23 protein-coding genes are annotated in these 25,460 nt (G+C 67.6%); 10 read left to right on the top strand and 13 right to left on the bottom strand.

Features of this window, described 5'->3' with window-relative positions; all coding sequences use genetic code 11:
• Positions 1-2: 2 nt before the first annotated feature.
• Positions 3-1,709: a urocanate hydratase gene (gene hutU / locus LRH25_RS15405; protein WP_141288542.1), complete on the bottom strand. Its 1,707-nt coding sequence runs from the start codon at positions 1,707-1,709 to the stop codon at positions 3-5.
• Positions 1,710-1,804: 95 nt separating this feature from the next.
• On the opposite strand from hutU, the gene hutC reads away from it, so the two are divergent.
• From hutC to LRH25_RS15380, 5 genes are read left to right on the top strand one after another with little or no spacing between them, the layout of a single operon-like run.
• Positions 1,805-2,524 (top strand): histidine utilization transcriptional repressor HutC, encoded by a 720-nt coding sequence (gene hutC / locus LRH25_RS15400; protein ID WP_141288543.1) that lies wholly within the window; start codon positions 1,805-1,807, stop codon positions 2,522-2,524.
• Positions 2,521-3,171, top strand: coding sequence for a HutD/Ves family protein (locus tag LRH25_RS15395; RefSeq protein ID WP_141288544.1), 651 nt, complete (start codon positions 2,521-2,523; stop codon positions 3,169-3,171). Before hutC ends, LRH25_RS15395 begins: the two co-directional genes overlap by 4 nt.
• A 4-nt stretch (positions 3,172-3,175) precedes the next feature.
• Positions 3,176-4,453: an imidazolonepropionase gene (gene hutI / locus LRH25_RS15390; protein WP_231011527.1), complete on the top strand. Its 1,278-nt coding sequence runs from the start codon at positions 3,176-3,178 to the stop codon at positions 4,451-4,453.
• 50 nt (positions 4,454-4,503) lie between these two features.
• Positions 4,504-5,316 carry an N-formylglutamate deformylase gene (hutG, locus tag LRH25_RS15385; RefSeq protein ID WP_141291831.1) on the top strand — a complete coding sequence of 271 codons (813 nt, stop codon included), beginning with the start codon at positions 4,504-4,506 and terminating at the stop codon, positions 5,314-5,316.
• Entirely contained in the window at positions 5,313-6,710 is a 1,398-nt protein-coding gene (locus LRH25_RS15380; RefSeq protein ID WP_231011525.1) for a formimidoylglutamate deiminase, read from the top strand. Before hutG ends, LRH25_RS15380 begins: the two co-directional genes overlap by 4 nt.
• Positions 6,711-6,741: 31 nt before the next feature.
• Here the strand turns inward: LRH25_RS15380 and LRH25_RS15375 are convergent, their stop codons facing one another.
• The 4 genes from LRH25_RS15375 to LRH25_RS15360 all read right to left on the bottom strand — a co-directional run bounded on the left by LRH25_RS15375 (position 6,742) and on the right by LRH25_RS15360 (position 12,217).
• A complete protein-coding gene (locus LRH25_RS15375; protein WP_141289471.1) occupies positions 6,742-7,203 on the bottom strand; it encodes a metallophosphoesterase family protein in 462 nt (153 codons plus the stop codon).
• Between the two features lie 33 nt (positions 7,204-7,236).
• The gene (locus LRH25_RS15370) at positions 7,237-9,768 is read right to left on the bottom strand and encodes a two-component system response regulator (protein WP_141289470.1); all 2,532 of its coding nucleotides are present in this window, start codon (positions 9,766-9,768) and stop codon (positions 7,237-7,239) included.
• Positions 9,769-9,784: 16 nt separating this feature from the next.
• Positions 9,785-10,213: a response regulator gene (locus tag LRH25_RS15365; RefSeq protein WP_141289469.1), complete on the bottom strand. Its 429-nt coding sequence runs from the start codon at positions 10,211-10,213 to the stop codon at positions 9,785-9,787.
• Positions 10,214-10,297: 84 nt separating this feature from the next.
• Complete coding sequence (locus tag LRH25_RS15360) at positions 10,298-12,217, bottom strand: PAS domain-containing sensor histidine kinase (protein ID WP_231011523.1); 1,920 nt, start codon at positions 12,215-12,217, stop codon at positions 10,298-10,300.
• A 146-nt stretch (positions 12,218-12,363) separates the two neighbouring features.
• Here LRH25_RS15360 and LRH25_RS15355 point away from each other — a divergent pair, with 146 nt between their 5' ends.
• On the top strand, positions 12,364-12,861 hold the full coding sequence (locus LRH25_RS15355) for a DUF805 domain-containing protein (protein ID WP_141291487.1): 498 nt from the start codon (positions 12,364-12,366) through the stop codon (positions 12,859-12,861).
• 137 nt (positions 12,862-12,998) lie between these two features.
• On the top strand, positions 12,999-13,427 hold the full coding sequence (locus LRH25_RS15350; protein ID WP_141291485.1) for a hypothetical protein: 429 nt from the start codon (positions 12,999-13,001) through the stop codon (positions 13,425-13,427).
• 15 nt (positions 13,428-13,442) lie between these two features.
• On the opposite strand, the gene clsB is transcribed toward LRH25_RS15350, so the two are convergent.
• The 3 genes from clsB to nudB form a co-directional block, all read right to left on the bottom strand.
• The gene (clsB, locus tag LRH25_RS15345; protein WP_231011522.1) at positions 13,443-14,756 is read right to left on the bottom strand and encodes a cardiolipin synthase ClsB; all 1,314 of its coding nucleotides are present in this window, start codon (positions 14,754-14,756) and stop codon (positions 13,443-13,445) included.
• Positions 14,756-15,511, bottom strand: coding sequence for an endonuclease/exonuclease/phosphatase family protein (locus tag LRH25_RS15340; protein WP_231011604.1), 756 nt, complete (start codon positions 15,509-15,511; stop codon positions 14,756-14,758). Before LRH25_RS15340 ends, clsB begins: the two co-directional genes overlap by 1 nt.
• Before the next feature lie 68 nt (positions 15,512-15,579).
• Positions 15,580-16,089, bottom strand: coding sequence for a dihydroneopterin triphosphate diphosphatase (nudB, locus tag LRH25_RS15335; RefSeq protein ID WP_141289275.1), 510 nt, complete (start codon positions 16,087-16,089; stop codon positions 15,580-15,582).
• 154 nt (positions 16,090-16,243) lie between these two features.
• Between nudB and LRH25_RS15330 the strand changes: the two genes are divergently transcribed.
• Together LRH25_RS15330 and LRH25_RS15325 are read left to right on the top strand one after the other, a co-directional pair.
• Positions 16,244-16,933 (top strand): hypothetical protein, encoded by a 690-nt coding sequence (locus LRH25_RS15330; RefSeq protein ID WP_141289274.1) that lies wholly within the window; start codon positions 16,244-16,246, stop codon positions 16,931-16,933.
• A gap of 66 nt (positions 16,934-16,999) precedes the next feature.
• Positions 17,000-17,578, top strand: a complete 579-nt coding sequence (locus LRH25_RS15325) for a Uma2 family endonuclease (protein WP_141289273.1) — start codon at positions 17,000-17,002, stop codon at positions 17,576-17,578.
• Between the two features lie 88 nt (positions 17,579-17,666).
• Here the strand turns inward: LRH25_RS15325 and LRH25_RS15320 are convergent, their stop codons facing one another.
• Positions 17,667-18,377, bottom strand: a complete 711-nt coding sequence (locus tag LRH25_RS15320) for an OmpA family protein (protein ID WP_231011520.1) — start codon at positions 18,375-18,377, stop codon at positions 17,667-17,669.
• Between the two features lie 421 nt (positions 18,378-18,798).
• On the opposite strand from LRH25_RS15320, the gene LRH25_RS15315 reads away from it, so the two are divergent.
• The gene (locus tag LRH25_RS15315) at positions 18,799-21,591 is read left to right on the top strand and encodes a protein kinase domain-containing protein (RefSeq protein ID WP_231011518.1); all 2,793 of its coding nucleotides are present in this window, start codon (positions 18,799-18,801) and stop codon (positions 21,589-21,591) included.
• Here LRH25_RS15315 and LRH25_RS15310 read toward each other — a convergent pair.
• The 4 genes from LRH25_RS15310 to LRH25_RS15295 form a co-directional block, all read right to left on the bottom strand.
• Complete coding sequence (locus tag LRH25_RS15310; RefSeq protein ID WP_141287238.1) at positions 21,572-22,228, bottom strand: hypothetical protein; 657 nt, start codon at positions 22,226-22,228, stop codon at positions 21,572-21,574. The genes LRH25_RS15315 and LRH25_RS15310 overlap by 20 nt on opposite strands.
• A gap of 240 nt (positions 22,229-22,468) precedes the next feature.
• Positions 22,469-24,259: an aspartate--tRNA ligase gene (gene aspS, locus LRH25_RS15305; RefSeq protein WP_141287237.1), complete on the bottom strand. Its 1,791-nt coding sequence runs from the start codon at positions 24,257-24,259 to the stop codon at positions 22,469-22,471.
• A 141-nt stretch (positions 24,260-24,400) separates the two neighbouring features.
• Positions 24,401-25,060 carry a DUF502 domain-containing protein gene (locus LRH25_RS15300; RefSeq protein WP_141287236.1) on the bottom strand — a complete coding sequence of 220 codons (660 nt, stop codon included), beginning with the start codon at positions 25,058-25,060 and terminating at the stop codon, positions 24,401-24,403.
• 12 nt (positions 25,061-25,072) lie between these two features.
• Positions 25,073-25,429 carry an FmdB family zinc ribbon protein gene (locus LRH25_RS15295; protein WP_141287235.1) on the bottom strand — a complete coding sequence of 119 codons (357 nt, stop codon included), beginning with the start codon at positions 25,427-25,429 and terminating at the stop codon, positions 25,073-25,075.
• Positions 25,430-25,460: the final 31 nt, after the last annotated feature.

The following is a 25,460-nucleotide window of genomic DNA, read 5'->3' as shown; positions in this document are numbered from 1 at the left end:
GTTCAGCCCAGCATCGGCAGGTTCAGGTGGTGCTCGCGGGCGCATTGGCGGGCGATCTCGTAGCCAGCGTCGGCGTGGCGCATCACGCCGGTGGCCGGGTCGTTCCACAGCACGCGGGCAATGCGCTTGTCGGCCGCTTCGGTGCCGTCGCAAACGATGACCACGCCGGCATGCTGCGAGTAGCCCATGCCGACGCCACCGCCGTGGTGCAGGCTGACCCAGGTCGCGCCGCCTGCGGTGCTCAGCAGCGCGTTCAGCAGCGGCCAGTCGGACACGGCATCGGAGCCGTCCAGCATGCTTTCGGTTTCGCGGTTGGGCGAGGCGACCGAGCCGCTGTCCAGGTGGTCGCGGCCGATCACGATGGGCGCCTTCAACTCGCCATTGCGCACCATCTCGTTGAAGGCCAGGCCGGCGCGATCGCGGTCGCCCAGGCCTATCCAGCAGATGCGCGCCGGCAGGCCCTGGAAGGCAATGCGCTCGCCAGCCATGTCCAGCCAGCGGTGCAGGCCCTGGTCCTCGGGGAACAGTTCCTTCATCTTCGCGTCGGTCTTGCGGATGTCTTCCGGGTCACCCGAGAGCGCCACCCAGCGGAACGGGCCCTTGCCGCGGCAGAACAGCGGGCGGATGTAGGCCGGCACGAAGCCGGGGAAGTCGAAGGCATTTTTCACGCCCTGGTCGAAGGCGACCTGGCGGATGTTGTTGCCGTAGTCCACGGTCGGGATGCCCATGGCCTGGAAGTCCAGCATGGCCTGCACGTGCACCGCGCAGCCCTGGGCCGCGGTGTCGCGCAGCCTGGTGTGCTGGACCGCATCGGCCTGCGCAGCGCGCCACTGCTCAACGCTCCAGCCCACCGGCAGGTAGCCGTTGACCAGGTCGTGCGCCGAGGTCTGGTCGGTCACCAGGTCCGGCTTCACGCCACCGGCCTTGGCGCGCCTGACCAACTCGGGCAGCACGTCCGCCGCATTGCCCAGCAGGCCGACCGAGATGGCCTCGCCCTCGGCGGCGTACTTCTGCATGCGGGCCAGCGCGTCGTCGATGTCCGTGGCCTGCTCATCGAGGTAACGCGAGCGCAGCCGGAAGTCGATTCGGCTTTGCTGGCATTCGATGGTCAGCGACGAGAAGCCGGCGAAGCTTGCGGCCAGCGGCTGTGCGCCACCCATGCCGCCCAGGCCCGCCGTCAAGATCCACCTGCCTTGCGCTTTGCCTTCGAAATGCTGGCGCGCGGCCTCGACAAAGGTCTCATAAGTGCCCTGAACGATGCCCTGGCTGCCGATGTAGATCCAGCTGCCGGCCGTCATCTGGCCATACATCATCAGGCCCTTGCGGTCCAGCTCGTGGAAGTGTTCCCAGGTGGCCCACTTGGGCACCAGGTTGGAGTTGGCGATCAGCACGCGCGGCGCGTCTTCATGGGTGCGGAACACGCCGACCGGCTTGCCGCTCTGGATCAGCAGCGATTCATCCGGCTTCAGCGTGCGCAGCGTCGCGAGGATCTGCTCCAGCGAGGCCCAGTCGCGCGCCGCCTTGCCAATGCCGCCGTAGACCACCAGCGCGTCCGGGTTCTCGGCCACTTCCGGGTCCAGGTTGTTCTGCACCATGCGGTAGGCCGCTTCGATCAGCCAGTTCTGGCAGTGCAGCGTGGTGCCGGTGGGGGCCTTGACGGGGCGGGGCCCGGCGATGGTGGCAGCGGAAGGCGAGCTCAGGTCGGGCATGGCAGCTCCAGCAATGGACGGATGACGTCAAACAAGGATGAACGAATGGGTGCATCCTACTTGTCTAGACAAGACGGCGCAAGTAGCATGCAGCCATGTCCACTTTGTCCCGAACCGGCCTGGCGCCATATGCCCAGGTCAAGCAGTACCTGAAGGACCGCCTGGCCGCTGGCGACTGGGCACCGGGCGTGCTGATGCCTTCCGAGGCCGAGCTGGTGGCCCGCTTTGGCGTGAGCCGCATGACGGTGAACCGGGCGCTGAAGGAGTTGCAAAACGAGGGCCTGATCGAGCGCGTGCAGGGCGTGGGCACGTTTGCCGCGCAACTGCACAAGGTCTCGGCCACGCTGACGCTTCGCAACCTGCAGGACGAGATTGCCGAGCGAGGCCACCGGCACGAGGCCATCGTGCACCTGCAGGAGCCCGAGCCGGCAGGCGCTGCACTGGCCGCGCAGCTGGGCCTGCACGAGGGCGACACGGTGTTCCACAGCCTGATCGTGCACCTGGAAAACGGCGTGCCGCTGCAGTGCGAGGACCGCTATGTGAACCCGGCCTGCGCGCCCCACTACCTCGCTCAGGACTTCCAGCACACCACGCCCACGCAATACCTGTTCGAGGTCACCGCGCTGTGGCGGGCCCAGTATTCGATCGAGGCCGGCCATGCCACCGCGCAGGAAGCCCGCCTGCTGAACCTGGCCGCCACCGACGCCTGCCTGATCATGGTGCGCCGCACCTTCACGCGCGACGCGGCCATCACGCTGGCGCGCCTGGTGCACCCAGGTCGTCTCTACCAGCTTACCGGCCAGTTCGCGCCATGACGACAGCACACGGCCCGGCGTTTCCCTGCGCGCCTCCCCGCTTGCAGGTGGTGCACTTCGACGACGTGCCGGCACAGCCCTGGCGCAATGGTGGGGGGGTGACGCGCGAGCTCGCCGCGTGGCCCGATGCCACCGACTGGCAACTCCGCCTGAGCGTGGCCGACATCGAGCGCGATGGCCCGTTTTCCGCCTTCCCCGGCATTGCACGCTGGTTCGTGGTGCTGAGTGGCGACGGCGTGCGGCTGGACCACGGCGGCCAGCAAATCGACCTGCGCCCCGGCGACAACCCGCATGCTTTCGACGGCGGTGAGCCGCCCGGCTGCACGCTGCTGGGCGGCGCCACGCGCGACCTGAACCTGATGCTGAAGGCGCCCGCCAGTGGACGCCTGTGGCCGGCAGATGCCCCGTGGCAAGCCGAAGCGGGTCAGCGCACACTGCGCTGGCGTGGGCTGTTCTGCGCCGAGGCCTGCACCCTGCTCACACCTGCTGACACCCTCGCCCTGCCGGCCATGAGCCTGGCATGGCAAGCTGCCGGATGGGCCGATGAATCGACCATTGGCCAGGATCCCGCAGCGCTGACCGAAGGCTGGCAACTCAAGCCTGCCGCACGCCCGCCACGCGCCTGGTGGATCGCCCTGGAGAATTGACCGAATGCCCGCCGATTTCCTGCCTTCCCGAGCCGACGCCCCCCGCACCCTGTGGCGGGGTGCCAGCCTGGCCACGATGGCCCCCGGCAAGCCCTGGGGCTGGATCGAAGACGGTGCGCTGCTGACCGAAGGCGCGCGCATTGCCTGGGTTGGCGCAGCAACCGAGCTGCCGGCCAGGCTGCGTGCGGACGACGAGATCGAATTGCCCGGCGGCGTGCTCACGCCCGGGCTGATCGACGCCCACACCCACCTGGTCTACGGCGGCCACCGGGCGCGCGAATTCGAGCTGCGGCTGCAGGGCGCCACCTACGAGGAGATTTCCCGCGCCGGCGGTGGCATCCGCTCCACCGTGGCCGCCACCCGTGCTGCGACCGACGAAGAGCTGCTGCGCAGCGCGCTCAAGCGCGCCCAGGCGCTGATGAGCGAAGGCGTGACCACGCTGGAAATCAAGAGTGGCTACGGCCTGAGCGAACACCACGAGGCGCGCTGCCTGCGTGTGGCCCGCCGCGTGGGCGAGCGCCTGCCGCTGACGGTGCGCACCAGCGCGCTGGCCGCGCACGCGCTGCCACCCGAGTTCGAAGGCCGGCCGGACGCCTACATCGCCGCCATCCTCGACTGGCTGCCGCGATGGCACGCGGAAGGGCTGGTCGACGCGGTCGACGGCTTCTGCGAAAACATTGCCTTCTCGGCCAGCCAGATGCAGCGCGTGTTTGACGCGGCGCGCGCGCTGGGCCTGCCGGTCAAGTTGCACGCCGAGCAGCTCAGCGACTGCGGCGGCAGCGAGATGGCCGCGCAGTACCGCGCTTTAAGCTGCGACCACCTCGAATACCTCAGCCCTGCCGGCGTGCAGGCACTCGCGGCCAGCGGCACGGTGGCCATGCTGCTGCCTGGCGCCTTCTATTTCCTGCGCGAGAAACAGCTGCCGCCGGTGGGCGCATTGCGCGAAGCCGGCGTGCCGATGGCGATTGCCACCGACCACAACCCCGGCTCGTCGCCCACGCTGTCGCCGCTGCTGATGCTGAACATGGCCTGCACGCTGTTCCGCATGACGCCCGAGGAAGCCCTGGCCGGCATGACGCGCCATGCCGCGCAGGCGCTGGGCCTGGGCCACAGCCATGGCCAGCTGAGCACCGGCCGGCAGGCCGATTTCGTGCACTGGGCCGTGGACCATCCCAACGAGCTGGCCTACCAGTTCGGGCACAAGCCTTGCCAGTTGCGGGTCCATGCGGGCGTGCCCGATGCGGCCGACCTGGCGCGAATCGCCCCTGCCCCCGAGTTTTGAAAACAGTGCCGAGCACCGCCCCGGCAGTTCGGCCCGATGTCGGAGACCTGATGGACGAGATTTACACCCTGCACCGCGGCACGCGCCCCTTGCTGGTCAGCGTGCCGCATGCAGGCCAGCACATTCCGGCCGAACTGCTGGCCCGCATGCATCCCCATGCCGCCACCGTCGAAGACACCGACTGGCACCTGGACAAGCTCTACGACTTCGTGCGCGACCTGGGCGCCAGCCTCATCGTGCCGCGCCACTCGCGCTACGTGATCGACCTGAACCGGCCGCCCGACAACACGCCGATGTATCCCGGCGCCAACAACACCGAGCTGTGCCCCACGCGCTTTTTCACCGGCGAGCCGCTGTACCTCGAAGGCCAGGCACCTGACGCGGCCGAAGTGCAGCAACGCCGCGGCACCTATTGGCAGCCCTACCACGACGCGCTCGCCGGCGAACTCACGCGACTGAAGGCCGAGCATGGCCACGCCGTGCTGTTCGACGGCCACAGCATCCGCTCGCAGCTGCCCTGGCTGTTCGAGGGCCGGCTGCCGGACCTGAACCTCGGCACCGCCAATGGCGCCAGCTGCGCCCCTTCGATGCGCGACGCGCTGGGCCAGCTGCTGGCCGCGCAGCAGGACTTCACGCAAGTGGTCGACGGCCGCTTCAAGGGCGGCTACATCACACGCCACTATGGCCAGCCCGCGCGTGGCTGGCATGCGGTGCAGCTGGAAATGTGCTGGTGCTGCTACATGGACGAACAGCCGCCGTTCAGCTGGTCGCCAGAGCGCGCCGCAGGCGCCATGCCGCTGCTGCGCCAGATGATGGACACGCTGCTGGCCTGGCAGCCGCAAGCCGAGGCAGGCCAGGCATGAGCGGCGGCGCCACAAGCCCCACCGTTCGCCGCTTCTGGGCCCCACGCGCCTGGCTGCCCGAAGGCTGGCGCGAGGAAGTGCTGCTGGAGGTGGACGCGCACGGCCGCTGGTCGCGCGTGGTCCCCGGCCAGCCCTGCCCGCCGGACGCCGAGCGCCTGGCCGGCCTCACGCTGCCCGGCTTGGTCAATGGCCACAGCCATGCCTTCCAGCGCGCATTTGCCGGCTTGGCCGAGCGCCGCGAAGCCGCGGCCGACAACTTCTGGAGCTGGCGCGACCGCATGTACCGCGTGGCCGGCAAGATCACGCCGGACCAGCTGCGCGCGGTCGCCACCCAGCTCTATGCCGAGCTGCTGCGCGGCGGCTACACGCAGGTCTGCGAGTTCCACTACCTGCATCACGCGCCGGGCGGCAAGCCCTATGGCGCGCCGATGGCAATGACCCAGTCGCTGATCGACGCGGCCGCCGACGTCGGCATCGGCCTGACGGTGCTGCCGGTGCTGTACGAGCGCGCCGGCTTCGACCAGCCGATGCTGCGGCCGGACCAGCAGCGCTTCCGCCTGCATGCCGAGGGCGTGCTGAACGCGCACCAGTCGGTGCAGGAGCGCACCCATGCCTGCCTGAACGCCGGGCTGGCCGTCCACTCGCTGCGCGCCGCGCGGCCGGCCTCGCTGCACACCCTCGCCAGGATGGCCGAGCAGACCGTCGGCCCGGTGCACATCCATGTGGCCGAACAGACGGCCGAGGTGCAGGACTGCCTCCAGGCCACCGGCCGCCGCCCGGTCGAGTACCTGGCCAGCGAAGGCCTGCTGGACGCGCGCTGGCAGCTGGTGCATGCCACGCACATCAACCAGGCCGAGATCATGACCGTGGCCTACAGCGGCTCGGCCGTGGTGATCTGCCCCAGCACCGAAGGCAACCTGGGCGACGGCCTGACCGACCTGCCCGGCTGGCTGCAGGCCGAGGTGCCGATCTCGCTGGGCTCGGACAGCCACGTCAGCCGCTGCTGGCGCGAGGAACTGCGCTGGCTGGAATACGGCCAGCGCCTGGGCCTGCGCCAGCGCAACGTGGCCGCGGCCCCCGAACGCGGCCAGCCGTCCACCGCGGAGCGGCTGTGGCGCGGCGTGCTGGACGGCGGCCGCATGGCCGCAGGCTTCCCGCTCTGGGGCCTCACCCCCGGCGCCCGTGCCGACCTGCTGGTCGCCGACCCACGCGACACCAGCCTCGCCGGCATCCCCGCCGCCCGCAGCCTCGACGCCCTGATCTTCTCCAGCCCCACCCTGCCCTGGCGCGACGTGATGGTCGCCGGCCAATGGAAGCTGCGCGAACAGCAAATGCCCGGCAGCGACGCCATCACCTCGGGCTTTGTCAGCGCGATGGAGGAGCTGTGGAGCTGAGGCAGGCGGCGGGTGGGCGACGCTGCAGCGATCAGCTCATGAGTTCGACCAGCTTGCCGCTGACGGCGTCCCCGCTGATCTGCAGTTCGCCCACCGAGACAGGAAGCTTGAAGCGGCGCGGGCCGGCGCTGCCGGGGTTCAGGTAGAGCACACCATCGCGCTCGGTCATGGACGGTCGGTGGGAGTGACCAGAAATCACGGCGCGCAGACCGGCGGCCGGCGGATCGACGTCGAGGTCGGCCAGGTCGTGCACCACGGCGATGGTGACGCCACCGAACTGCAGGTATTCGATGGCGCGCAAGGCTTCCGCCCAGGCGCCGCGGTCGTTGTTGCCACGCACGGCGGTGACCGGCGCGATGGTGGCGAGCTGCTCCAGCACTGACGGCTCGCAGATGTCGCCCGCGTGCACGATGTGGTCGCTGCCGCGCAGGAAGGACAGCGCCTCAGGGCGCAGCAAGCCGTGGGTGTCGGAGATCAAGCCAATTCGGAGCATGGCCGATTGGAGCACCGTCAGCCCGATGGGGCTTCAAAGGGACGCGGGCTCCGTGTCGGCCATGTCGCTTGCGGACGCGTGATGGGCCGCGTGGCCGGCCAGCCAGGCCATCAAGGCCTCGGCGGGCATCGGCCGGGCCAGCAGGTAGCCCTGGATGCCATCGCAGCCCAGGGACTGCAGGCGAAGCCGCTGTTCTTCGGTCTCGACGCCTTCGGCGATCACGCGCAGGTTCATCTTGCGGGACATCGCGATGATGGCTTCGGCGATGGCGGCGTCGTCGCCACCGGCTTGCGAGAGGCCCTGGATGAAGCTGCGGTCGATCTTCAGGGCCTGCAGCGGCAGCTGCTTGAGGTAGGCGAAGTTGGTGTAGCCGGTGCCGAAGTCGTCGATGGCGAACAGCACGCCCATCTGGTGCAGCCGGCGCAGCAGCGCCAGCGCCTGCTCAGGATCCTGCATCACGCTGGACTCGGTGATCTCCAGCTCCAGGCAATGCGCCGGCACGCCGCTGGCGGCCAAGGTGCGGGCCACGCCGAGGTCCAGCCCTGGGCGCTGCAGCTGGCGCGCCGAGAGGTTGACGGCCAGCACCAGGTCCGTCTGGCCTTGCTCGCGCCAGCGGCGCAGCTGCTGGCAGGCGGTGTTCAGCACCCAGTCGCCAATCTCCAGGATCAGGCCGGTTTCCTCGGCGAGCGGAATGAAGTCATTCGGCGCAATCAGGCCCAGGCGCGGGTGCAGCCAGCGCACCAACGCTTCGACGCCGCGCACCTTGCCTGTCAGCAAGTCCATCTGCGGCTGGTAGTGCAGCAGCAGCTCGTGGCGCTCGATGGCGCGGCGCAGGTCGTTCTCCAGGCGCAGCTTGTCGTGCGCGCGGGCATCCATCTCAGGGCTGAAGAAGCGGTAGTCGTTGCGGCCGGCGCCCTTGGCCTTGTAGAGCGCCGTGTCGGCGAATTTCAGCAGCGTTTCGGCGTCTTCGCCGTCGCGCGGGAACAGGCTCACGCCCAGGCTGCAGGTGACGTGCAGTTCGTGGCCATCGATCTGGAACGGGCGCGACAGCGAGGCCATCAGCTTCTCGGCGACGTGGGCAGGATCGGCCACGTCTTCAATGTCCGGCAGCACGATGACAAACTCGTCGCCGCCGAGACGGGCCACGGTGTCGTCGTCGCGCAGCACCGCGCGCAGCCGCTCGGCCACGCACTTGAGCATCTCGTCGCCGACCAGGTGGCCCAGCGTGTCGTTGATGGTCTTGAAGCGGTCCAGGTCCAGGAACAACAGCGCCATCTGGCCGCGCTGCCGTTGCGCATGGGCCAAGGTCAGCGCGAGGCGGTCCATCAGCAGGCTGCGGTTGGGCAGGCCGGTCAATGCGTCGTGGTACGCCAGGTGCTGGATGCGCGCTTCCTGGGCCTTGCGCTCGGTGATGTCCTGCACCACGCCGGCGCGGCGGAAGGGCTGGCCGGATTCGTCGTTGGCCGGGTAGCCGCGCATCGCGATGTGGCGCAACTGGCCGTCTGGCCGCTGGATGCGGCATTCGAGCGAAAAGTGCCCGTCCACCGCGGCGGCCAGCGCCTTCGTGACCATGCCGAGGTCGTTCGGATGCACCGCGCGCTGCCAGGCCATCCAGTTCTGCTGCAGCACGGTGGGTGGCTCGCCCCAGATGCGCTCGAAGCCGGGGCTGACGTAGAGCACACTGTGGCGCTGCGGGTCGGCCAGCCAGAAGGTGTCGCCGATGGCGTTGGCCATCTGGTGGAAGCGGGCCTCGCTGTCGCGCAGCGCGCCACGCTCGCGCTCGAGTTGCACGCGGAAATGCGCGCTCTCGATGGCCATGGGCAGGCGGCGCAGCATGTCGTCCTGCTTGACCAGGTAGTCGGTGGCGCCGAGCTTGAGGGTCTGGATCGCGCTGTCTTCGTCGCCGTGGCCGGTGATGATGAGGATGGGCAGGTCCAGGTCCCGCTCCTGGCGCAGCAGCTTGACCAGTTCCAGCGCGTTCATGCCCGGCAGCTGGAAGTCCAGCAGCAGCACCTGCGGCATCTCGGGACCACCCGCATCCAGGCGCGCAATGACCTGCTCGCCGGTGCTGACGGCCGAGACCAGGATGTGCGGCGCGAAGCGCATCAGGTGGCGGGCCAGCAGGTCCACGTCGGTGGCGGTGCGCTCGGCGTACAACACGCGGATGGGCCGTGCGCGCTGCTCGCTGGCAAAGCGGAAGCGGGTCCAGGCGATCTGCAGCAGCAGCGGCAGGCGGTCCAGGTAGGCGCCCTGCTTGACGATGTAGTCGTCGGCCCCGCCGCGCAGCGCGGCGACCACGGTCGCCTCGTCACCCGAGCCGGTCAGCATCACGACGGTCAGCGGCAGATTGCGCTCGCGCACGTGCTGCAGCAGCTCCAGGCCATTGCCGTCGGGCAGGCGCATGTCGAGCAGCAGCAGGTCCGGCAGTTCACCCGCATCCAGCAGGCTGCGGGCGCCGGCCAGGTCACCGGCGGTGGTGAGCTGCAGGTGCGGCGCGCTGCGGGCCAGGCTGCGGTGCGTCAGGTCGGCGTCCTGCGCGTTGTCTTCGACGTAAAGGACCTTCATGCGCGACCGGGCGGCTTCAGTGGCTGGGCACGTTCTGGTTCAGCACACACCAGTACAAGTCGATCTGCGCCGCGACCTCGATGAATTTCTCGAATTCGACCGGTTTGACGATGTACGAGTTGACGCCCAGGCCGTAGGCCGTGGCCACGTCGGCGTCTTCGCGCGAGGTGGTCAGCACGACCACCGGGATGCGCGAACACAGCGGATGGGCCTTGAACTGCCGCAAGACCTCCAAGCCGGAGACCCGCGGCAATTTCAGGTCCAGCAGGATGACCACGGGCAGCGGCTCGCCGGCTTCCCAGCGCGGCAACCAATCAAGTGCCTCCTCACCGTCCCGGGCAACGGCCAAAGGGTTGGCAATGTGCCGCTTGGCAAAGGCCCGGCGCGTCAGGTCGACATCCATCGGGTTGTCTTCGACCAGCAAGATAGGCCGGTTACCGCTCATTGCCCATGCTCCGGCCCCAGGGCCCAGGTTGGAAAACCTGAGAATACAGCCAAGCCCTGCTCGCCAGCAGGGTGGGCACCGGCATCAGAGCGGCAGCTCGATGAAAAAGTGCGCACCAACGCCAGGCACGCTCTCGGCCCAGACGCGGCCCCGCATGCGCTCGATGGCCTTGCGCACGATGGCCAGGCCCACGCCGGTGCCGGGATAGTCCTCGGCGCGGTGCAGGCGCTGGAAGATCTCGAAGATGCGCTCGGCGTATCGCATGTCGAAGCCGGTGCCGTTGTCCCGCACCTCGATGCGGCAGCGCCCCTCGTGCTCGGTGCAGCGCAGCCAGATGCGGCGCTCGGGCCGGCCCTGGGTGAACTTCAGCGCGTTGTCCAGCAGGTTGCGCAGCGCCATCGTCAGGCCCTCGCGCTCGCCGGTGGCCTGGCTGCAGCTCAATTCCCGTTCCAGCGTGACCTGGCCCTGGTCCAGCTCGCGCTGGTATTCGCCCACCAGGCGGTTGATGACCGCGGCCGGGTCGATGCTGCCCAGCATCGGCCGGCTGCGTTCGACACGCGAGTAGGCCAGCAGGTCGTCGATCAGCTGGCCCATGTGCACGGTCGCCTTGCGGATGGTGTCGACGAAAAACCGGCCCTCCTCGTCCAGCTGCTCGGCATGGTCGGTCAGCAGCAGCCGGCTGTAGCCGTCGATGCCACGCAGCGGGGCCTTCAGGTCGTGCGAGACGGAATACGAAAACGCCTCCATCTCGCGGTGCCGCGCTTCCAGTTCGGCGGTGCGCTCGGCCACGCGGGCTTCCAGCTCGGCGTTGGTGCGCAGGATCTGCTCCTCGACCTGCTTGCGCGCGGTGACCTCGTGCAGGAAGCCGTGCCAGGCAATCACGCCATCCGCCTCGGCCACCGGCGTGAGGTGCATCTCGATCCACAACAGGCCGCGCACGGGATGGTGCACGCGAAACTCGTCACGGCAAGGCGCCATGCTGCGCGCCGAGCTTTCCATGGATTGGCGCAGGCGCGCTCGGTCCTCGGGCACGATGACCTCGTGCGGGTCACGCACGCCGCCGCTCGCGTCGGCGTTCAGGCCGTAAGCCTCGGCCACCTTGGCGTTGGCCAACTGCACGTCGACCGCGCCGTCCGCGGCGCGGCGGTAGGTCATCAGCACCCCCGGCGCGGTGGCCACCAGGCGAAGCAGCTGTGCCTCGGCGGCCAGGCGCTTGCGCTGCTGCTGCTGGGCCTCGTGCGCCGCGGTGATGTCCTCGATCAGCCCGGCCATGTGGGTCATGCGGCCGGTGGCATCGCGCACCGGGTAGGCATGGTCGCGCACCCAGATCATCGAGCCGTCCGGCCGCTGCACCCGATACTCGGTCTCGTATTGGCCGGTTGCCGCGGCGGCCACGAACTCGGCCGCCACCTGGCCCCTGTCCTCGGGGTGAATGCCAGCCAGCCACACGGCATGGCAGTCCGACAGATCCGGCCGGCATTCCTGGCCCCACATGCGCCAGAACGCCGGGCTGACATACAGCGTGCGTCGCTCACCCGGCCGGCTGAGCCAGATCGCGTCACCGGTCGCCTGGGCGAACAGGCGGAAATGCTGTTCGCTTTGCTGCAGCACCGCCCAATCGGCCGCCGCACTGCCGCCAGGCCAGCAGAGGCAGCGCATCCAGCCGCCCTCGCGCGCCACCCAGGGCCCTGTTTGCAGCGGGCCGGTCAACACCGGGCCGGCAGGGCCGCGCATGCGCAGGCCAGCCACGCCGGCACCTGGCGGCGTTGCGCTGCCAGGCATGGCCAGCAGCGAATCGAGGGCATGGGCGGGCTCTGCGACCCAATCGGCCAGGGCCTGGCCAGGCAAGGCTTCGGCGGGCTGGGCCACCGCCCGCGCGAAGGCCTGGTTGGCCTGCAACAGCCGGCCATGCTCATCCACCACGGCCATGGGCTCTGCGGCGGCTTGCCAGCAGGCGGCAGCCACGGCGGCCGTGTCTGCATCATTGGGCGATCCGGATCTCATGCAGGTCTCCAGCGAACTCGCTACGGCACTTCGCTGCGCGATGGGCGCAACAGACCACCCGATTCTGCGTTGCGAGGGCCCGTCACACCACCTGCGAGGCAGCGCGACGGAGCCTGCACCGCCGGCAAGCGTGGAATACTTGCCGCATGTCCAGCAGCTCCGCCCCCTACGCCTCGCCGCTCGGCGCCTACGGCCTGCCCGAAACCCGTCGCGCGGACCTGCCCGGTGGCAAGCAAATCCGCCAGGATCTGCTCGCCGCCGAGGCCATGCCGCCGATTGCCGAGGCCATGCCGCCCGGCAAGCTGTTCTTCAGTCCAAAAGGCCGCATTTCGCGCCGCGGCTTCTGGGGCGGCATGCTGGGGTTGGCCGCGCTGGGCATCGTGTTGGGCGCGCTGCTGAACATTGCCGGCTTCCACGGTGAACGGGTCGAGGGCCTGGTCAACCTGCTGCTGGCCTGGCCCGCTTTCGCCGTCTCTGCCAAGCGCTGGCACGACCGCGACCGCAGCGCCTGGTGGGTGCTGGTGGCCCTGATCCCCGTGGTCGGCTTCCTGTGGCTGCTGGTGGTCAACGGCCTGCTGCCGGGCATGAAGGGCGACAACCGGTTCGGACCCCCGCCGCACGAGGGGCGACTGAGCACCGGCTGAGCCGGCGATCCGACACCTCCCTATCCTGTGGATGGCAGCGTCGCCGGGGTCTGGGCGATACTTCACGCGCTTTCGGCACGGGGCCGAACAGCCCATGCCACACCGTGGCGCATAAAGATCTTCAGGGAGAGTTTCAGATGCACGATGCTTCCGTGCGGCGCCAGCTCAGGCGCCTGGGCCTGGTATTGCTTTCTGCCAGCCTTGTGGCCTGCACGACGGTGCGGCCCGTTGCGTTGAACCAGGCTGACAAGCCGTCGATTTACGGCCGCATGGATGACCTGCATCTGGGCGACAAAGTCACCATCGCGACCACCGACGGCCGGACCCTGGAACTGAAACTCACCGAGGTGCAGCGCGGCGTGATCGAAGGCAAGGTCGAAGGACAGGACACGGCCATCAGACTGCGCGACGAGGACATCAAGGACATCCAGCGCGTGGAGGTCTCCGGTGGGAAGACCATGGGCATGGCAACCGGCGTCTTCGTTGCTGTTGTGGTCGTGCCGATGCTGCTCCTCATACGTGCGCTGACCATCAGCAGCAACTCGGCCAAGAACTCCAGCCACTGAGGCACCCCGGCCAAATCAGTACTTCTCGCTGGAGCCCGCCAGGCGCAAATACCAATGCGCCAGCCAGGCCACCAGCCCGCGGCCCAGCATCGCGCCGAGGCCGGTGCGCAGCGGGGCGACCAGGATGCGGCTGGACACGGCCATGGCCTGGTCCAGTTCCTCGCTCAGTGCGGCGGCAAAGCCGGTGTTGCGCACGACGATGTTGGCTTCCAGGTTCAGCAGCAGCGACAGCGGGTCCACATTGGAGCTGCCGACCGTGGCCCATTCATCGTCGGCCACGGCCGCCTTGGCATGCAGGAAGGCCGGGATGTATTCGTAGACTTCGACGCCTGCGGTCAGCAGTTCGTCGTACATGACCCTGGCCGCCAGGCCGGCCAGCCGGTAGTCCAGCTTGCCCTGCAGCAGCAGGCGCACCTGAACGCCCCGCCGCGCAGCCTTGATCAGCGCACGCCTGAAACTGCGGCCGGGATAGAAGTACGGCGTCACCAGCTGGACGCGGACATTCGCCATGCGGATCGCATCGATCATGCAGCGCTCGATGGTGCGGCGCTGGCGCAGGTTGTCGCGCACCACGAAGGCGGCGACCACCGGTGTGTCGTCGGCCAAGGGTGGCGGCGTGGCCGGCAGCAGGTGCATGCGCCGCAGCAGCTTGCGCGCGGCCCGCACCGGCTCGGCGCTGCGGGCGAGCTGCAGCGTTTCCTTGCGCCAGTCGCGGCCGAAGGTGGCGCGGGTCCATACCGCACGCACGGTCTGCTCGATGGGCGCGACCACCGGGCCGTGCAGCGCCACCGCGAAGTCCAGCCGCGGCGCATCGCTGAAACCGTGGTGCAGGTCGTTGCGGTCGTCGATCACATTGATGCCGCCAACAAACGCGCGCGTGCCATCGACCACGCACAGCTTTTGATGCAGCCGCCGCAGCTGACCGGGCTGCAGCCAGTTCCACCAGCGTGTCAGCGGCCGGAACACCGCCAGGTCCACGCCTTTGTCGCCGAACCAGCGCTTGACTGTCGTCAGGCTGTGGCTGCTGCCAAAGCCGTCGACCACCACCCTGACCCGCACACCGCGCCGGGCCGCAGCGATCAGCGCCTTGGCCACGGCCTCGGAAGCGGGGTCGTCATGGAAGATGTAGGTCGCCAGCCAGACCTCGTGCAGCGCCTGCTCGATGGCCCGGACCATGGCGGGAAACAACTCGTCGCCGCCGCGCAGCAGCGCCGCCTCGTTGCCACTGAGAAAGACCGGCCTGGACTGGGTGTACCAGGCACCGGGAAACTGGAAGCCGTCGGACGCAGGCTCGTCATCGGAGACCGACGCGGCCGGCTGCACGGCCATCAGGCGGGCTCCAGTTCCACCAGCAGCGGCAGGTGGTCCGACATGCGGGCCCAGGCACTGCCGCGCGGCACGGTGGTGCGCACGCAGCGAAAGCCGCGCATGTAGACCCGGTCCAGCGCGAACACCGGCACGCGTGACGGGAAAGTCGGCGTGTTCGTGGCCTGCGGCGGGGTGGCGCGCTGCAGGCCCATGGCCTGCATCGGCCCGTCCAGCCGCTCGCCCCAGTCGTTGAAGTCACCGGCCACCAGCAGCGGCGCACCGGCCGGCACCGTCTGCTCGATGAAGGCCGCCAGCCGCTGCACCTGGCGCAGCCGGCTGGAATGGATCAGCCCGAAGTGCGCGACCACCGCATGCACCTCCATGCCATGCCACTTCACCGGCACGTGCAGCAGGCCGCGCTGCTCGAAACGGTGGTCCGACACATCATGGTGGCCGATGCTGCCCATGGGCCAGCGCGACAGCAACGCGTTGCCATGCTCGCCGTGGCGGGTCACGCAGTTGGTGTGATAAGCGGCCCCGTATCCTTCGGGTGCCAGGAACTCGGCCTGCCCCTGCTCCGGCCAGCCGCCATGGGTGCGCTGGAATTGCCGCGACTCGCGGGCGTGGAACAGGCGCACCTCCTGCAGGAACACCAGGTCCGCGTCCAGCGACTCGATGCCCAGCCCGAGGTTGTGGATCTCCAGCCGCTTGGTCGGCCCCATGCCACGCACACCCTTGTGGATGTTGTAGGTCGCCACGCGCAGCGGCCCCACCATCGTGCTGCCGGGCAGGTAGCTGCTGGCGAAAGCGGACGAGCGGAAGGAATGGGCTTGCAGCGGTGGCGTCATCGGGTCTCGTGGGAATTCAGCAGAAAGTTCGGGAGCTGCAGGATGGCTTCCGCGTTCGATGGCGAGAAGCAGCGATCCGCCGCCTCGCGCCACGGCAGCCAGACACAAGCCGTGTGCTCGCGCGGCGCCAGTTGCACAGCCGTGCCGTCCGGCACGCAGAGGCCGAACACATGCTCGGTGTTGTGCGTCACGCCTTCGGCATAGCGATGGCGCCAGCGCGGGTATATCTCGTAGACATTGGCCAGTCCCCAGTCGCGCAGCGCACTGGCCGGCACGCCGGCAGCGCCGATCACGATGCCGGTTTCCTCCGCCACCTCGCGCGCGCAGGTCAGCGCCAGCGGCTCATCCAGGCTGTCCTTGGAACCGGTCACGCTCTGCCAGAAACCAGGCGCATCAGCCCGCTCCATCAGCAACACGTCCAGCGCCGGAGTGTGAATCACCACCAGCACCGATTCCGGGATCTTCGCCGGCCGGGCCGCCACCGCTTCATCGACTGCTTGGGTCATGCCACATGCTAGCGCGGACGCTCGGTTTCCCGTGCCGGACGATGCCTACATCCATCGCACCAACGAAGGACCACCCGGCACGGGAGAAGTGTCATCGAAGCCTTCTAGCATGCGCCCCACCCCGGCCCGAGCGCCGATCCGCCGCTGCATTGCCATGAAACTCCACGTCCTCGCCGCTTCGACCTTCGCGCTGTCCCTGCTGGCGAGCTGCAGCAGCACACCGAGCCAGCCCACTGCCAGCCGCTGGGTGTTCGAGGCACCCGACACCCGCACCATCGGCATCGTGATGACCCCGTTGCCGCCGGTGCAAGCCCATTTCCCCGGCGCGGACTGCGCGTCCTGCCTCGCCACCGCCCTCACCGAACACCAGGCCCTGGCCAACCAGGTGCAGACGCTGGACGCCAGCGAGCTCGAGCAGGTGAAGACCGAGATCGCCAGGGCGCTGGAAGCCAAGGGACTGCGGGTGCGGGTGATCGCGGCGCCGCTGGACCTGGCGCAACTGCCCGCGTTTTCGGGACCTGGCACAGACCACGCCAGGCATGACTTTCGTGGCCTGAAAACCCGCTACGGCGTGGACAAGCTGCTGGTCATCGAACTCAGTTCGCTGGGTGCGTCACGCCCCTACGCCGGCCCGGTCCCCGCCGGCCTGCCGCGGCTGGCCCTGACCGGCAGCGAATTCCTGGTCAACCTGGGCGACAACACGCTGGAGGCACAGCAGGCCGTGGAGGTGCAGCTGACGGCAGCGCGCGACTGGGAAGACCCGCCGCGCTTTCCGGGCCTGGCCAGCACATACGGCGAGGTTCTACGACAGGGCAAGGCCGCATTGCTGCGCCCCTTCCTCTGATCTCGCTGCCAGCCCGGCCTGTCCCGTGTCATCATCCAAGGCCATCTGGCGTCACGGAGCCATCCAATGGGCCAACCCGCAACACCCACCCGCTTGACCCGCGAAGACTATCTGACCTGGGAAACCGCCCAGGCCGAGCGCCATGAGCTGATCAACGGCGAGCCGTATGCCATGGCCGGCGCCGAAGACCGGCATGTCACCGTCAGCCTGAATTTGGCGATGGCGCTGCGCCAGCACCTGGCCGGCTCCCCCTGCCGCACCTACATGGCGGACATGAAGCTGGAAGTGGCCGCCAGCCAGAGCTTCTTCTACCCGGATGTGCTGGTGACGTGCAGCGAAGCCGACCGCGCCAGCGCGCTGGTGAAGCGCGAGCCGGTGCTGGTGGTGGAAGTGCTCTCGCCCGGCACCGCCGCCTTTGACCGGGGTGGCATGTTCGCCCACTACCGGCAGCTGGCCAGCCTGAAGGAATATGTGCTGGTGGACCTGGACAGCCGCCGCACCGATGTCTACCGCCCAGGCGCGGATGGGCTGTGGGTGCTGCACCCCTTCGAGCCCGCGCAGCCGCTGGCACTGGCCAGCGTCGACCTGTCGATCACGCCGGAAGCCTTGTGGGCCGAGGTGGACGAGGCGCCCACTTTGCCTTGACATGGCAAGACGAGCCCCACAGGGCAGTTCGTGGTGAGCGCCGCGCCGGGCAGGATCGAATCAAAGACCAGTGAATGGTTCATCGTGCTCACCCGGCCGGCGGTACGATCACGATCTCAACCCGGCGATTTGCGGCACGCCCCATCTCGGTACTGTTGTCGTCCACCGGCGCATCGGCACCCATGCCAAACACCTCAAGGCGACGATCGGTGATGCCGCGCTGAGACAGGTATGACGCCAGGCTGGATTGAACAGAAGTGGCCCGGCGCAGAGACAGCACCTTATTGCTGTCCGGCTTGCCGACATTGTCGGTATGACCCACGATACGGGCATTGACGCCGCAATATTGACGCAGCGTGTCACCCACTTTCTCCAGGGTACCGGCAAACGAGGGACTGAGGTCGCTGCTGCCCGTTGCAAACAGGACTTTGCCGGGGATATTCAGTTTAACTGACCCGTCAGCCTGCTCCGAAATCGCGATTTGAGACCCAGCCAGGGCACCGACAAATGCGCCGGCCAGGGCGCCGTTGACCGCAGCTTGGGTGCGATGCGAATTCGCAGTGCTTGAGCCGAGAATCCCACCGATGATGGCACCGACTGCGCCGCCTTTGATGGCCGCGTCGGTGCGAGGATTTTCAGCTTTCGGCTTCAGGTATTTGCAGCCTCCAGGGCCGGTTTCGCTTGCGACTGCCGCGGCTGCGGCCTGGGCAGGCAGGCCGGAGTTTCCGGCGGTGCTGTTGCCCAAGGGCGGGTTCGTGTTGCACGCAGCGAGTACCAGCGATGCCAGTGCGAGTGCCAAGCTTGTCCTGGAAGGTCCAGTGGTTCGGGGAAGTTTCATCATCAACCCAATCAAGAATCAGACAGAGAAATTCGGCCCGCACAGGGCACAGCGCCCGCTTCAGCTCGGCATGCTTCTGAAAGAGATCAGAGTGTCGGCGCCGTCGGAAAAAGCGCTGTAGAGCCTCTGATCGCGAGCAAGCCCAGCGTAACCAACCGCAACAGCTTTCGCGCGGCAGCGGTCCTCACGGATCGCTCACGGCGCAGCCTCTGGCACCCGACAAGTACCGGCGAGGCCCACTCCTTTGCGGATCCGGGCGCGTGCCGGCCGGCATGGGCAGCCGTTCATATCGCATAAGCTTGAATGCTGAAGCCATCGCGGTCGGCCCGGAGCAATCACCCGCGCGCTTTGCACCGAAGACCCGCTCACCACTCCATTCATCATGACGACGCCCCAGCACCCTGCCTCCACGCTGTTCAGCTATCGCTTCGGGCAGGCTGAGTTCGACGAATCAGAGTCGCTGCTGCGTGTTGACGGTGAGCCCATTGCTGTGGAGCGACGACCGCTGGAATTGTTGGCCGCCCTGCTGCACAGTCCGGGTGTGGTGCTCACCAAGGCAGAACTGCTCGCCTCGTTGTGGCAGCGCAATGAGGCCAACTTGTCGGACAACGCGTTGGCCAACGCAGTTTCCAAACTGCGCCGGGCGCTCGGGGAGGCGACCGGTGCCCTGGTGCGAACCGTGCCGGGCGTTGGGTATTTGCTGGAGGGACCGATTGAGCGGGTGGCCCAGGCGCACCGAGGTGATGCGCCTCTCATGCTCAAACCTGGCCAAAAGGTAGCGGGCGCAGAGGACTACAGGTTGAAATCATTGCTGGCGGAAAGCCGCAACAGCAGTGTATGGCTGGCCGAGCACGAATCCAGCAGGCAGCCAAGCGTCTTCAAGTTCTGCAATAGTGGCGATGGCCTTAGCGCGCTCAAGCGCGAATTCACGCTGGCCAAGGTCTTGCGGCAGAGCCTGGGCAGACGCCCGGACAGGGTCGAGATTCTCGCCGCCAATTTTTCCGATGCGCCGTATTGGCTGCAGAGTGAACATTGCGGAGAAAACTTCCTGAACTGGGCCACCACCGACCCGGCCGCCAAGGCGATGAACACCGACCAGCGCGTCGCCCTGTTTCTACAGGTGGCGCAGAGCGTGGCAGTTGCCCATTCCGTGGGCGTGCTGCACAAGGACATCAAGCCGGCCAATGTGCTGATTGAACCGCGCGGCGACTCCGGCTGGCAGATCCGGCTGACGGATTTCGGCAGTGGCCGGCTGCTGGATCCCGGCACGCTTCAAGCGCTGGGGGTGACCGCCATGGGCCTGACACTCACGGAGCGAGTGAGCCTCGATTCAGGCCGGGGCACCCTGATGTACCTGGCCCCCGAGCTGCTTGCCGGCGAGGTGCCCACGGTTCAGTCGGATCTCTACGCACTCGGCCTGATGCTCTACCAGTGGCTGGTGGGCGACTTCCGCAGGCCCTTGTCGACGGGCTGGGAGACGGACATCGCCGATCCACTGCTGAGGGACGACATTGCCGCCGCTACCCATGGCCAGGCTGCACAACGCTGCGCCAGCGTGGCGGAGTGGGTGGGCCGGTTGGCCCGCCTGGCCGACCGGCGGCTGGAGCGCGAGGCCGCGCGGGCCGCTGCCTTGGTCACCGCCGCCGCGGAACAGGAGCTGGCCCGCAGCCGTGCGCGCCGGCCCTTGATCGCCGCCGTGATGGCCAGCCTGTTCCTGGGGCTGGCCGTCAGCCTGTGGTTTTTCCAACGCAGCCAACAGGCCCTGACCCTGGCGCAGCAGCAAACCGAACGCGCCCAGGCGATCAACGATTTCCTGAACAAGGACTTGCTCCAGTCGGCTGACATTTCGGAGCGCGGCGCGCGCCTGTCCCTGTCCGTTCCCGAATTGCTTCAAAAGGCATCGGCGAGAGCGAGCGCAAGATTCAAAGGTCAGGACGCGGTAGAGGCCTCGGTTCGCATGCAACTGGGCCAGATGAATCTGAACATCAGTGCATTTCCACAAGCCGAAGCCGAGTTCCAACGGGCCTGGACCTTGCTGGAGGCGAGTCAGGCCAAGGAGGAAGGCATGCTGGCCCGGCTGGCACTGGCGCGGACCCTCACCCGCGACTCCAAGTTCGACGAAGCTCGGCGCTGGCTGGAAGAAGCCGAGCGGGACGCCGGTCCACAAGCCGCGCAGGGCTCGACCGAGGTCGCACTCCAACTGGCCCGCACACGCTTCACCCTGCTGTCATTCACCCACGAAACCAAGGCTGCACTGCCCTTCGGCGAACAAGCGCTGGCCCTGCAGGAACAACTGCATCCCGGCGACTTGGCGGACCGCGCAGGCCTGCGCAGGGACCTCGGCGACGGCTACTACCGAGCCAACCGGTACGACCGCGCCAAGGAACTGCTGACCGTCGTTCTGAAGCCGCCCTTCTCACCGGAGAGCATTGGCACGGTGGCCTTCGAAAGGGCTCGCCTGGCGCTGGTCAACGCCAGCATGTCGGATGCAGACGCAGACGCGGACCATGTGTTGTCAGATCTGGGACTGGTGCGGGACCGCATTGCCGCGGTATTGGGCCCGGACGAATACACGGTGAACACGGCGCGGATCTCCATGGCCGGCGTGCTGTCCGTCATGGGTCGGTTCGAAGAGGCCCGCAAGGAGAGTCAGGCGACCTACGACTCCTTGCTGCGCACCATGGGAGCCGACCACCAGGCCACGCGCATCTCGGCCATGAATCTCGCCGTGACCAACCTGCGGACTGGGCATGCCCGGCAGGCACTGGCAATGCTCGACGAGTTGCGGGCCTGGGCCGTGCAGACCTTCCAACACGAGGATCACGCCATGGTGTCAGGCATTGACTTCTACCGCGGGCAGGCCCTGAACGAACTCGGCCGGCCGGCCCTTGCCCTGCCGATCCTGGAGGCCCTGAAGGCCGATGCCATTGCCCAGACAGCGCCGGCAGCGGATTGGGCCTTCAAACTGCAGGGCGAACAAGGCCGTGCGCTCGCCCTACTGGGGCGCCCGGCCGAAGCCAGCCCGCTGCTGGAAGCGGCACTGGCCGGCATGAAGGCCAATGGCACTGCTGACTGGTTCCAGGCGCCCTTGCAGCAGGCGCTCCTGCGCGCCGGGTCGCGCAAGCCTGTTCCGCGGCGGCCCGAGAACCCGGCGGTCACTGCTTTATCAGGTTGACCCGGCAGTCTTCGACGTTGTCGTAGCCCCAGTTGATCAGGGTCAGCGTGTTGCCGTTCTGGCGGGCAGAAAGCAATTCGCCGTCATTGAAGCAAGTGAACCAATTCAAGTTGCCGGTGTAGCTGGTGGCCCCCCAAGCATATTCATCCACACCGGCGACCAGGTCCAGCTTGGCGGCCTTGAGCTTCGTTTCGTACGGATTGCCGCTGACCGGACCGCTGTAGAAAACGCCGATGTAGGTCCTGCCACTGCTGTCTGCGCAGTCCAGCTCGTACTCGGTGCGCCCCGCAAAAGGCGAGGCCACCAGCTTGCAGGTCGCACCGCCGAAGGCATAGGTCCCCGGCACAAACTCCGACTTCTTGACGTTGGGGGACTTCACCACGCCGGACATGCTCGCCTTGTTCGGCTTGCCATTGGTGTCATCGGCCTGAAGCACGATCTGGCCGTCCCAGTACTTGACCGTTCCGTCCGCCGCGACGCGGGTGGGCAGGCCGTAAAAATAGACTGTGTTGCCGATGCTGTAAGTGGTGGCGTTTTGCAGCATCACCTCGGAGGTCTGGGCGATGACCGGGGCCGACACGATCAGCGCGAGCGCGGCGGCGCATCCGCAGAAGGCCAGCCGGAATGTCTTTGGCATGAAGAATCTCCTTGAAGCAGTGGGTGCCACTCCCTGAAACCTGGGAGCGGGCCGGCCTGTCGCGACCGGGCCCCGCCAGTGTCCTGGCCGAGAGCCCAAGACGCGGCGGCCAGGCCCTCACGGATTCCTCACGGACACATCTCGAAGACGCGGGACACGCGGCGCATCCTTCAACCGGGCGCCACAGACGAAAAAAAGGACCCGAAGGCCCTTTTTTGATCGAACTGGCGACGCGCCTGTTCAGACCGCCGCTTGCGCATTGCGCAGCCGGATGTGCAGTTCGCGCAGCTGCTTTTCGTCGACCAGTGACGGGGCGCCGGTCAGCAAGTCCTGCGCGCGCTGGGTCTTGGGGAAGGCGATCACGTCGCGGATCGATTCGGCCTTGGTCATCAGCGTGATCAGCCGGTCCAGGCCGAAGGCCAGGCCGCCGTGCGGGGGCGCGCCGTACTGCAGCGCATCCAGCAGGAAGCCGAACTTGACCTGGGCGTCTTCCTTGCTGATGTTCAGCGCGCTGAAGACCTTGCTCTGGATCTCGGCGCGGTGGATCCGCACCGAACCGCCGCCCAGTTCCCAGCCGTTGAGCACCATGTCGTAGGCCTTGGCGATGCAGGCGCCCGGGTCGGTGTCCATCAGGTTCTCATGGCCGTCCTTCGGCGAGGTGAACGGGTGATGGGTCGCGTTCCAGCGGCCTTCGCCTTCGTCGTACTCGAACATCGGGAAGTCGACCACCCACAGCGGTGCCCACTTGTCCTCGAACAAGCCCTTGCTGCGGCCGAAGTCGCTGTGGCCGATCTTCACGCGCAAGGCGCCGATGGCGTCGTTGACCACCTTGGCCTTGTCGGCGCCGAAGAAGATCAGGTCGCCGTTGCACGCACCGGTGCGCGCCAGGATCTCGGCGATGGCGGCGTCGTGCAGGTTCTTCACCACCGGCGACTGCAGGCCTTCGCGGCCCTTGGCCACGTCGTTGACCTTGATCCAGGCCAGGCCCTTGGCGCCATAGATCTTGACGAACTCGGTGTAGCCGTCAATCTCGCCACGGCTCATCTCGCCGCCGCCCGGCACCTTCAGCGCCACCACGCGGCCGCCCTTGGTCGTGGCCGGTGTCGAGAAGACCTTGAAGTCCACGTCCTTCATGACCTCGGTCAACTCGGTGAACTGCAGCTTGACGCGCAGGTCCGGTTTGTCCGAGCCGTACTTGAACATCGCGTCGGCGTAGGTCATCACCGGGTAGACCGGCAGCTCCACATTCATCGCGTTGCGGAAGACGGTGCGGATCATGCCCTCGAACATGCCGCGGATCTCTTCCTCGTCCAGGAACGAGGTCTCGATGTCGATCTGCGTGAATTCGGGCTGGCGGTCGGCGCGCAGGTCTTCGTCGCGGAAACACTTGGTGATCTGGTAGTAGCGGTCGAAACCGGCCACCATCAGCAGCTGCTTGAACAGCTGCGGCGACTGCGGCAGCGCGAAGAAGTGGCCGTCGTGCACACGGCTGGGCACGAGGTAGTCACGCGCGCCTTCGGGCGTGGACTTGGTCAGCATCGGGGTCTCGATGTCGACGAAGCCGTTGGCGTCCAGGAACTTGCGCACTTCCATCGCCACGCGGTAGCGCAGCATCAGGTTCTTCTGCATCTGCGGGCGGCGCAGGTCCAGCACGCGGTGCGTCAGGCGCACGGTCTCGCTGAGGTTCTCGTCGTCCAGCTGGAAAGGCGGCGTGACGGAAGCGTTCAGCACTTCCAGCTCGTGGCACAGCACTTCGATCTTGCCGCTGGCCAGGTTGGTGTTTTCCTTGTCGGCCGGGCGTGCCCGCACCAGGCCCACGACCTTCAGGCAGAACTCGTTGCGCACCAGTTCTGCCGTCTTGAACATCTCCGGGCGGTCCGGGTCGCAGACGATCTGCACATGGCCTTCGCGGTCACGCAGTTCGATGAAGATCACGCCACCATGGTCGCGGCGGCGATGCGCCCAGCCCATCAGCGTCACGGTCTGGCCCATCAGCGCTTCGCTGACCTTGCCGCAGTATTCGGTTCTCATGAGTGCACTCCTGTGCGTCGGTATTCGGGGGAGCGGTCTACCGCGGCGCGAGATGCGCCGGGGGACCAGGAGGGAAAAGCTTGGGGTGGCCTGGGTGGGGTGATCAACCCTCAGGACTGAACGCGGGGCGTGTCGGCGCGTTCAGCCCACCCGATTGGGGTCGGCCCCCTCCGGCAACGGCAGCAGGCCGGCCGGGGGCGCAACCACGCCCATCGAGATGATGTACTTCAAGGCTTCGTCCACGCTCATGCTGAGCGGACGCACCGAGGCGCGCGGCATGATCAGGAAGAAGCCGGAGGTCGGGTTCGGCGTGGTCGGCACGTAGAGGCTGACATGTTCGCCGGCCAGGTGCTCGGCCACCTCGCCGCCGGGGCGGCCGGTGACAAAGGCGATGGTCCAGGATTCGGCATGCGGGTACTGCACCAGCACGGCTTCGCGGAAGGCATTGCCGCTGCTGGAGAACAGCGTGTCGGAGACCTGCTTGACCGAGCTGTAGATGGACTTGACGATGGGGATGCGGCCCATCAGCATGTCCCACTGGCGCAGCCACCACTGGCCGAAGATGTTCGCGACGAACATGCCGGTCAGCAGCAGCAGCAGCACCATCACCAGCGCGCCCACGCCAGGCAACTGGCTGAAGCCGGCCAGGCCATCTGCCGCATCCTTCGAGACCAGCGCCTGCACGGGACGCAGCACGCCCTTGAACATGCCGTCCAGCAGGCCTTGCACCCACAGCAGCACCCAGATGGTGACGGCAATGGGCAGCCAGGTCAGCAGGCCGGCGAGGAGGTACTTTTTCACGAAGTGATGGTCTCAGTGGCAGGCGCAGGAGCCGCCGCAGGGGGTGGACGAAGACGAAGCGCTGGCCGACGTGCCACCGCCGCTGGAAGATTCGCCGCCACTGGAGGAGGAACTGCCGGATGAAGCCCCGCCGGCCGCTGGCGCGGCTGGCGTGCCAGCGACCGCAGGCGCCGGTGCGCCGCTGTTCCCACCGCGGAAATCGGTGGCGTACCAGCCCGAGCCCTTGAGCTGGAAACCGGCCGCAGTGACCTGCTTCTGGAACTGCTCGGCGCCGCAGACCGGGCATACCGTCAACTGGGCGTCGGACATCTTTTGCAGGACGTCACGCGAATGGCCACAGGCTGCGCAGCGATAGGCGTAGATCGGCATGGCTAAATCTTTGATTCAGAAAGCGAAAACC

The organism is Ideonella azotifigens, from assembly GCF_021043325.1.
In the GTDB taxonomy this organism is placed as follows: domain Bacteria; phylum Pseudomonadota; class Gammaproteobacteria; order Burkholderiales; family Burkholderiaceae_C; genus Ideonella; species Ideonella azotifigens.
The sequence above is the reverse complement of the archived record's forward strand: the minus strand, read 5'-3'. Positions and strand labels throughout refer to the sequence as shown.

Bases quoted from the DNA above. Each gene is read 5' to 3' on its own strand.
- LRH25_RS15330 (WP_141289274.1), top strand. From the start codon at position 16,244: ATGAAACTCCACGTCCTCGCCGCTTCGACCTTCGCGCTGTCCCTGCTG.
- hutC (WP_141288543.1), top strand. From the start codon at position 1,805: ATGTCCACTTTGTCCCGAACCGGCCTGGCGCCATATGCCCAGGTCAAG.
- LRH25_RS15395 (WP_141288544.1), top strand. From the start codon at position 2,521: ATGACGACAGCACACGGCCCGGCGTTTCCCTGCGCGCCTCCCCGCTTG.
- LRH25_RS15295 (WP_141287235.1), bottom strand. From the start codon at position 25,429: ATGCCGATCTACGCCTATCGCTGCGCAGCCTGTGGCCATTCGCGTGAC.
- LRH25_RS15380 (WP_231011525.1), top strand. From the start codon at position 5,313: ATGAGCGGCGGCGCCACAAGCCCCACCGTTCGCCGCTTCTGGGCCCCA.
- LRH25_RS15350 (WP_141291485.1), top strand. From the start codon at position 12,999: ATGCACGATGCTTCCGTGCGGCGCCAGCTCAGGCGCCTGGGCCTGGTA.
- clsB (WP_231011522.1), bottom strand. From the start codon at position 14,756: ATGGCCGTGCAGCCGGCCGCGTCGGTCTCCGATGACGAGCCTGCGTCC.
- LRH25_RS15375 (WP_141289471.1), bottom strand. From the start codon at position 7,203: ATGCTCCGAATTGGCTTGATCTCCGACACCCACGGCTTGCTGCGCCCT.
- hutI (WP_231011527.1), top strand. From the start codon at position 3,176: ATGCCCGCCGATTTCCTGCCTTCCCGAGCCGACGCCCCCCGCACCCTG.
- LRH25_RS15355 (WP_141291487.1), top strand. From the start codon at position 12,364: ATGTCCAGCAGCTCCGCCCCCTACGCCTCGCCGCTCGGCGCCTACGGC.
- LRH25_RS15360 (WP_231011523.1), bottom strand. From the start codon at position 12,217: ATGAGATCCGGATCGCCCAATGATGCAGACACGGCCGCCGTGGCTGCC.
- LRH25_RS15310 (WP_141287238.1), bottom strand. From the start codon at position 22,228: ATGCCAAAGACATTCCGGCTGGCCTTCTGCGGATGCGCCGCCGCGCTC.
- LRH25_RS15315 (WP_231011518.1), top strand. From the start codon at position 18,799: ATGACGACGCCCCAGCACCCTGCCTCCACGCTGTTCAGCTATCGCTTC.
- nudB (WP_141289275.1), bottom strand. From the start codon at position 16,089: ATGACCCAAGCAGTCGATGAAGCGGTGGCGGCCCGGCCGGCGAAGATC.
- LRH25_RS15365 (WP_141289469.1), bottom strand. From the start codon at position 10,213: ATGAGCGGTAACCGGCCTATCTTGCTGGTCGAAGACAACCCGATGGAT.
- LRH25_RS15340 (WP_231011604.1), bottom strand. From the start codon at position 15,511: ATGGTGGGGCCGCTGCGCGTGGCGACCTACAACATCCACAAGGGTGTG.
- aspS (WP_141287237.1), bottom strand. From the start codon at position 24,259: ATGAGAACCGAATACTGCGGCAAGGTCAGCGAAGCGCTGATGGGCCAG.
- hutG (WP_141291831.1), top strand. From the start codon at position 4,504: ATGGACGAGATTTACACCCTGCACCGCGGCACGCGCCCCTTGCTGGTC.
- LRH25_RS15370 (WP_141289470.1), bottom strand. From the start codon at position 9,768: ATGAAGGTCCTTTACGTCGAAGACAACGCGCAGGACGCCGACCTGACG.
- hutU (WP_141288542.1), bottom strand. From the start codon at position 1,709: ATGCCCGACCTGAGCTCGCCTTCCGCTGCCACCATCGCCGGGCCCCGC.
- LRH25_RS15325 (WP_141289273.1), top strand. From the start codon at position 17,000: ATGGGCCAACCCGCAACACCCACCCGCTTGACCCGCGAAGACTATCTG.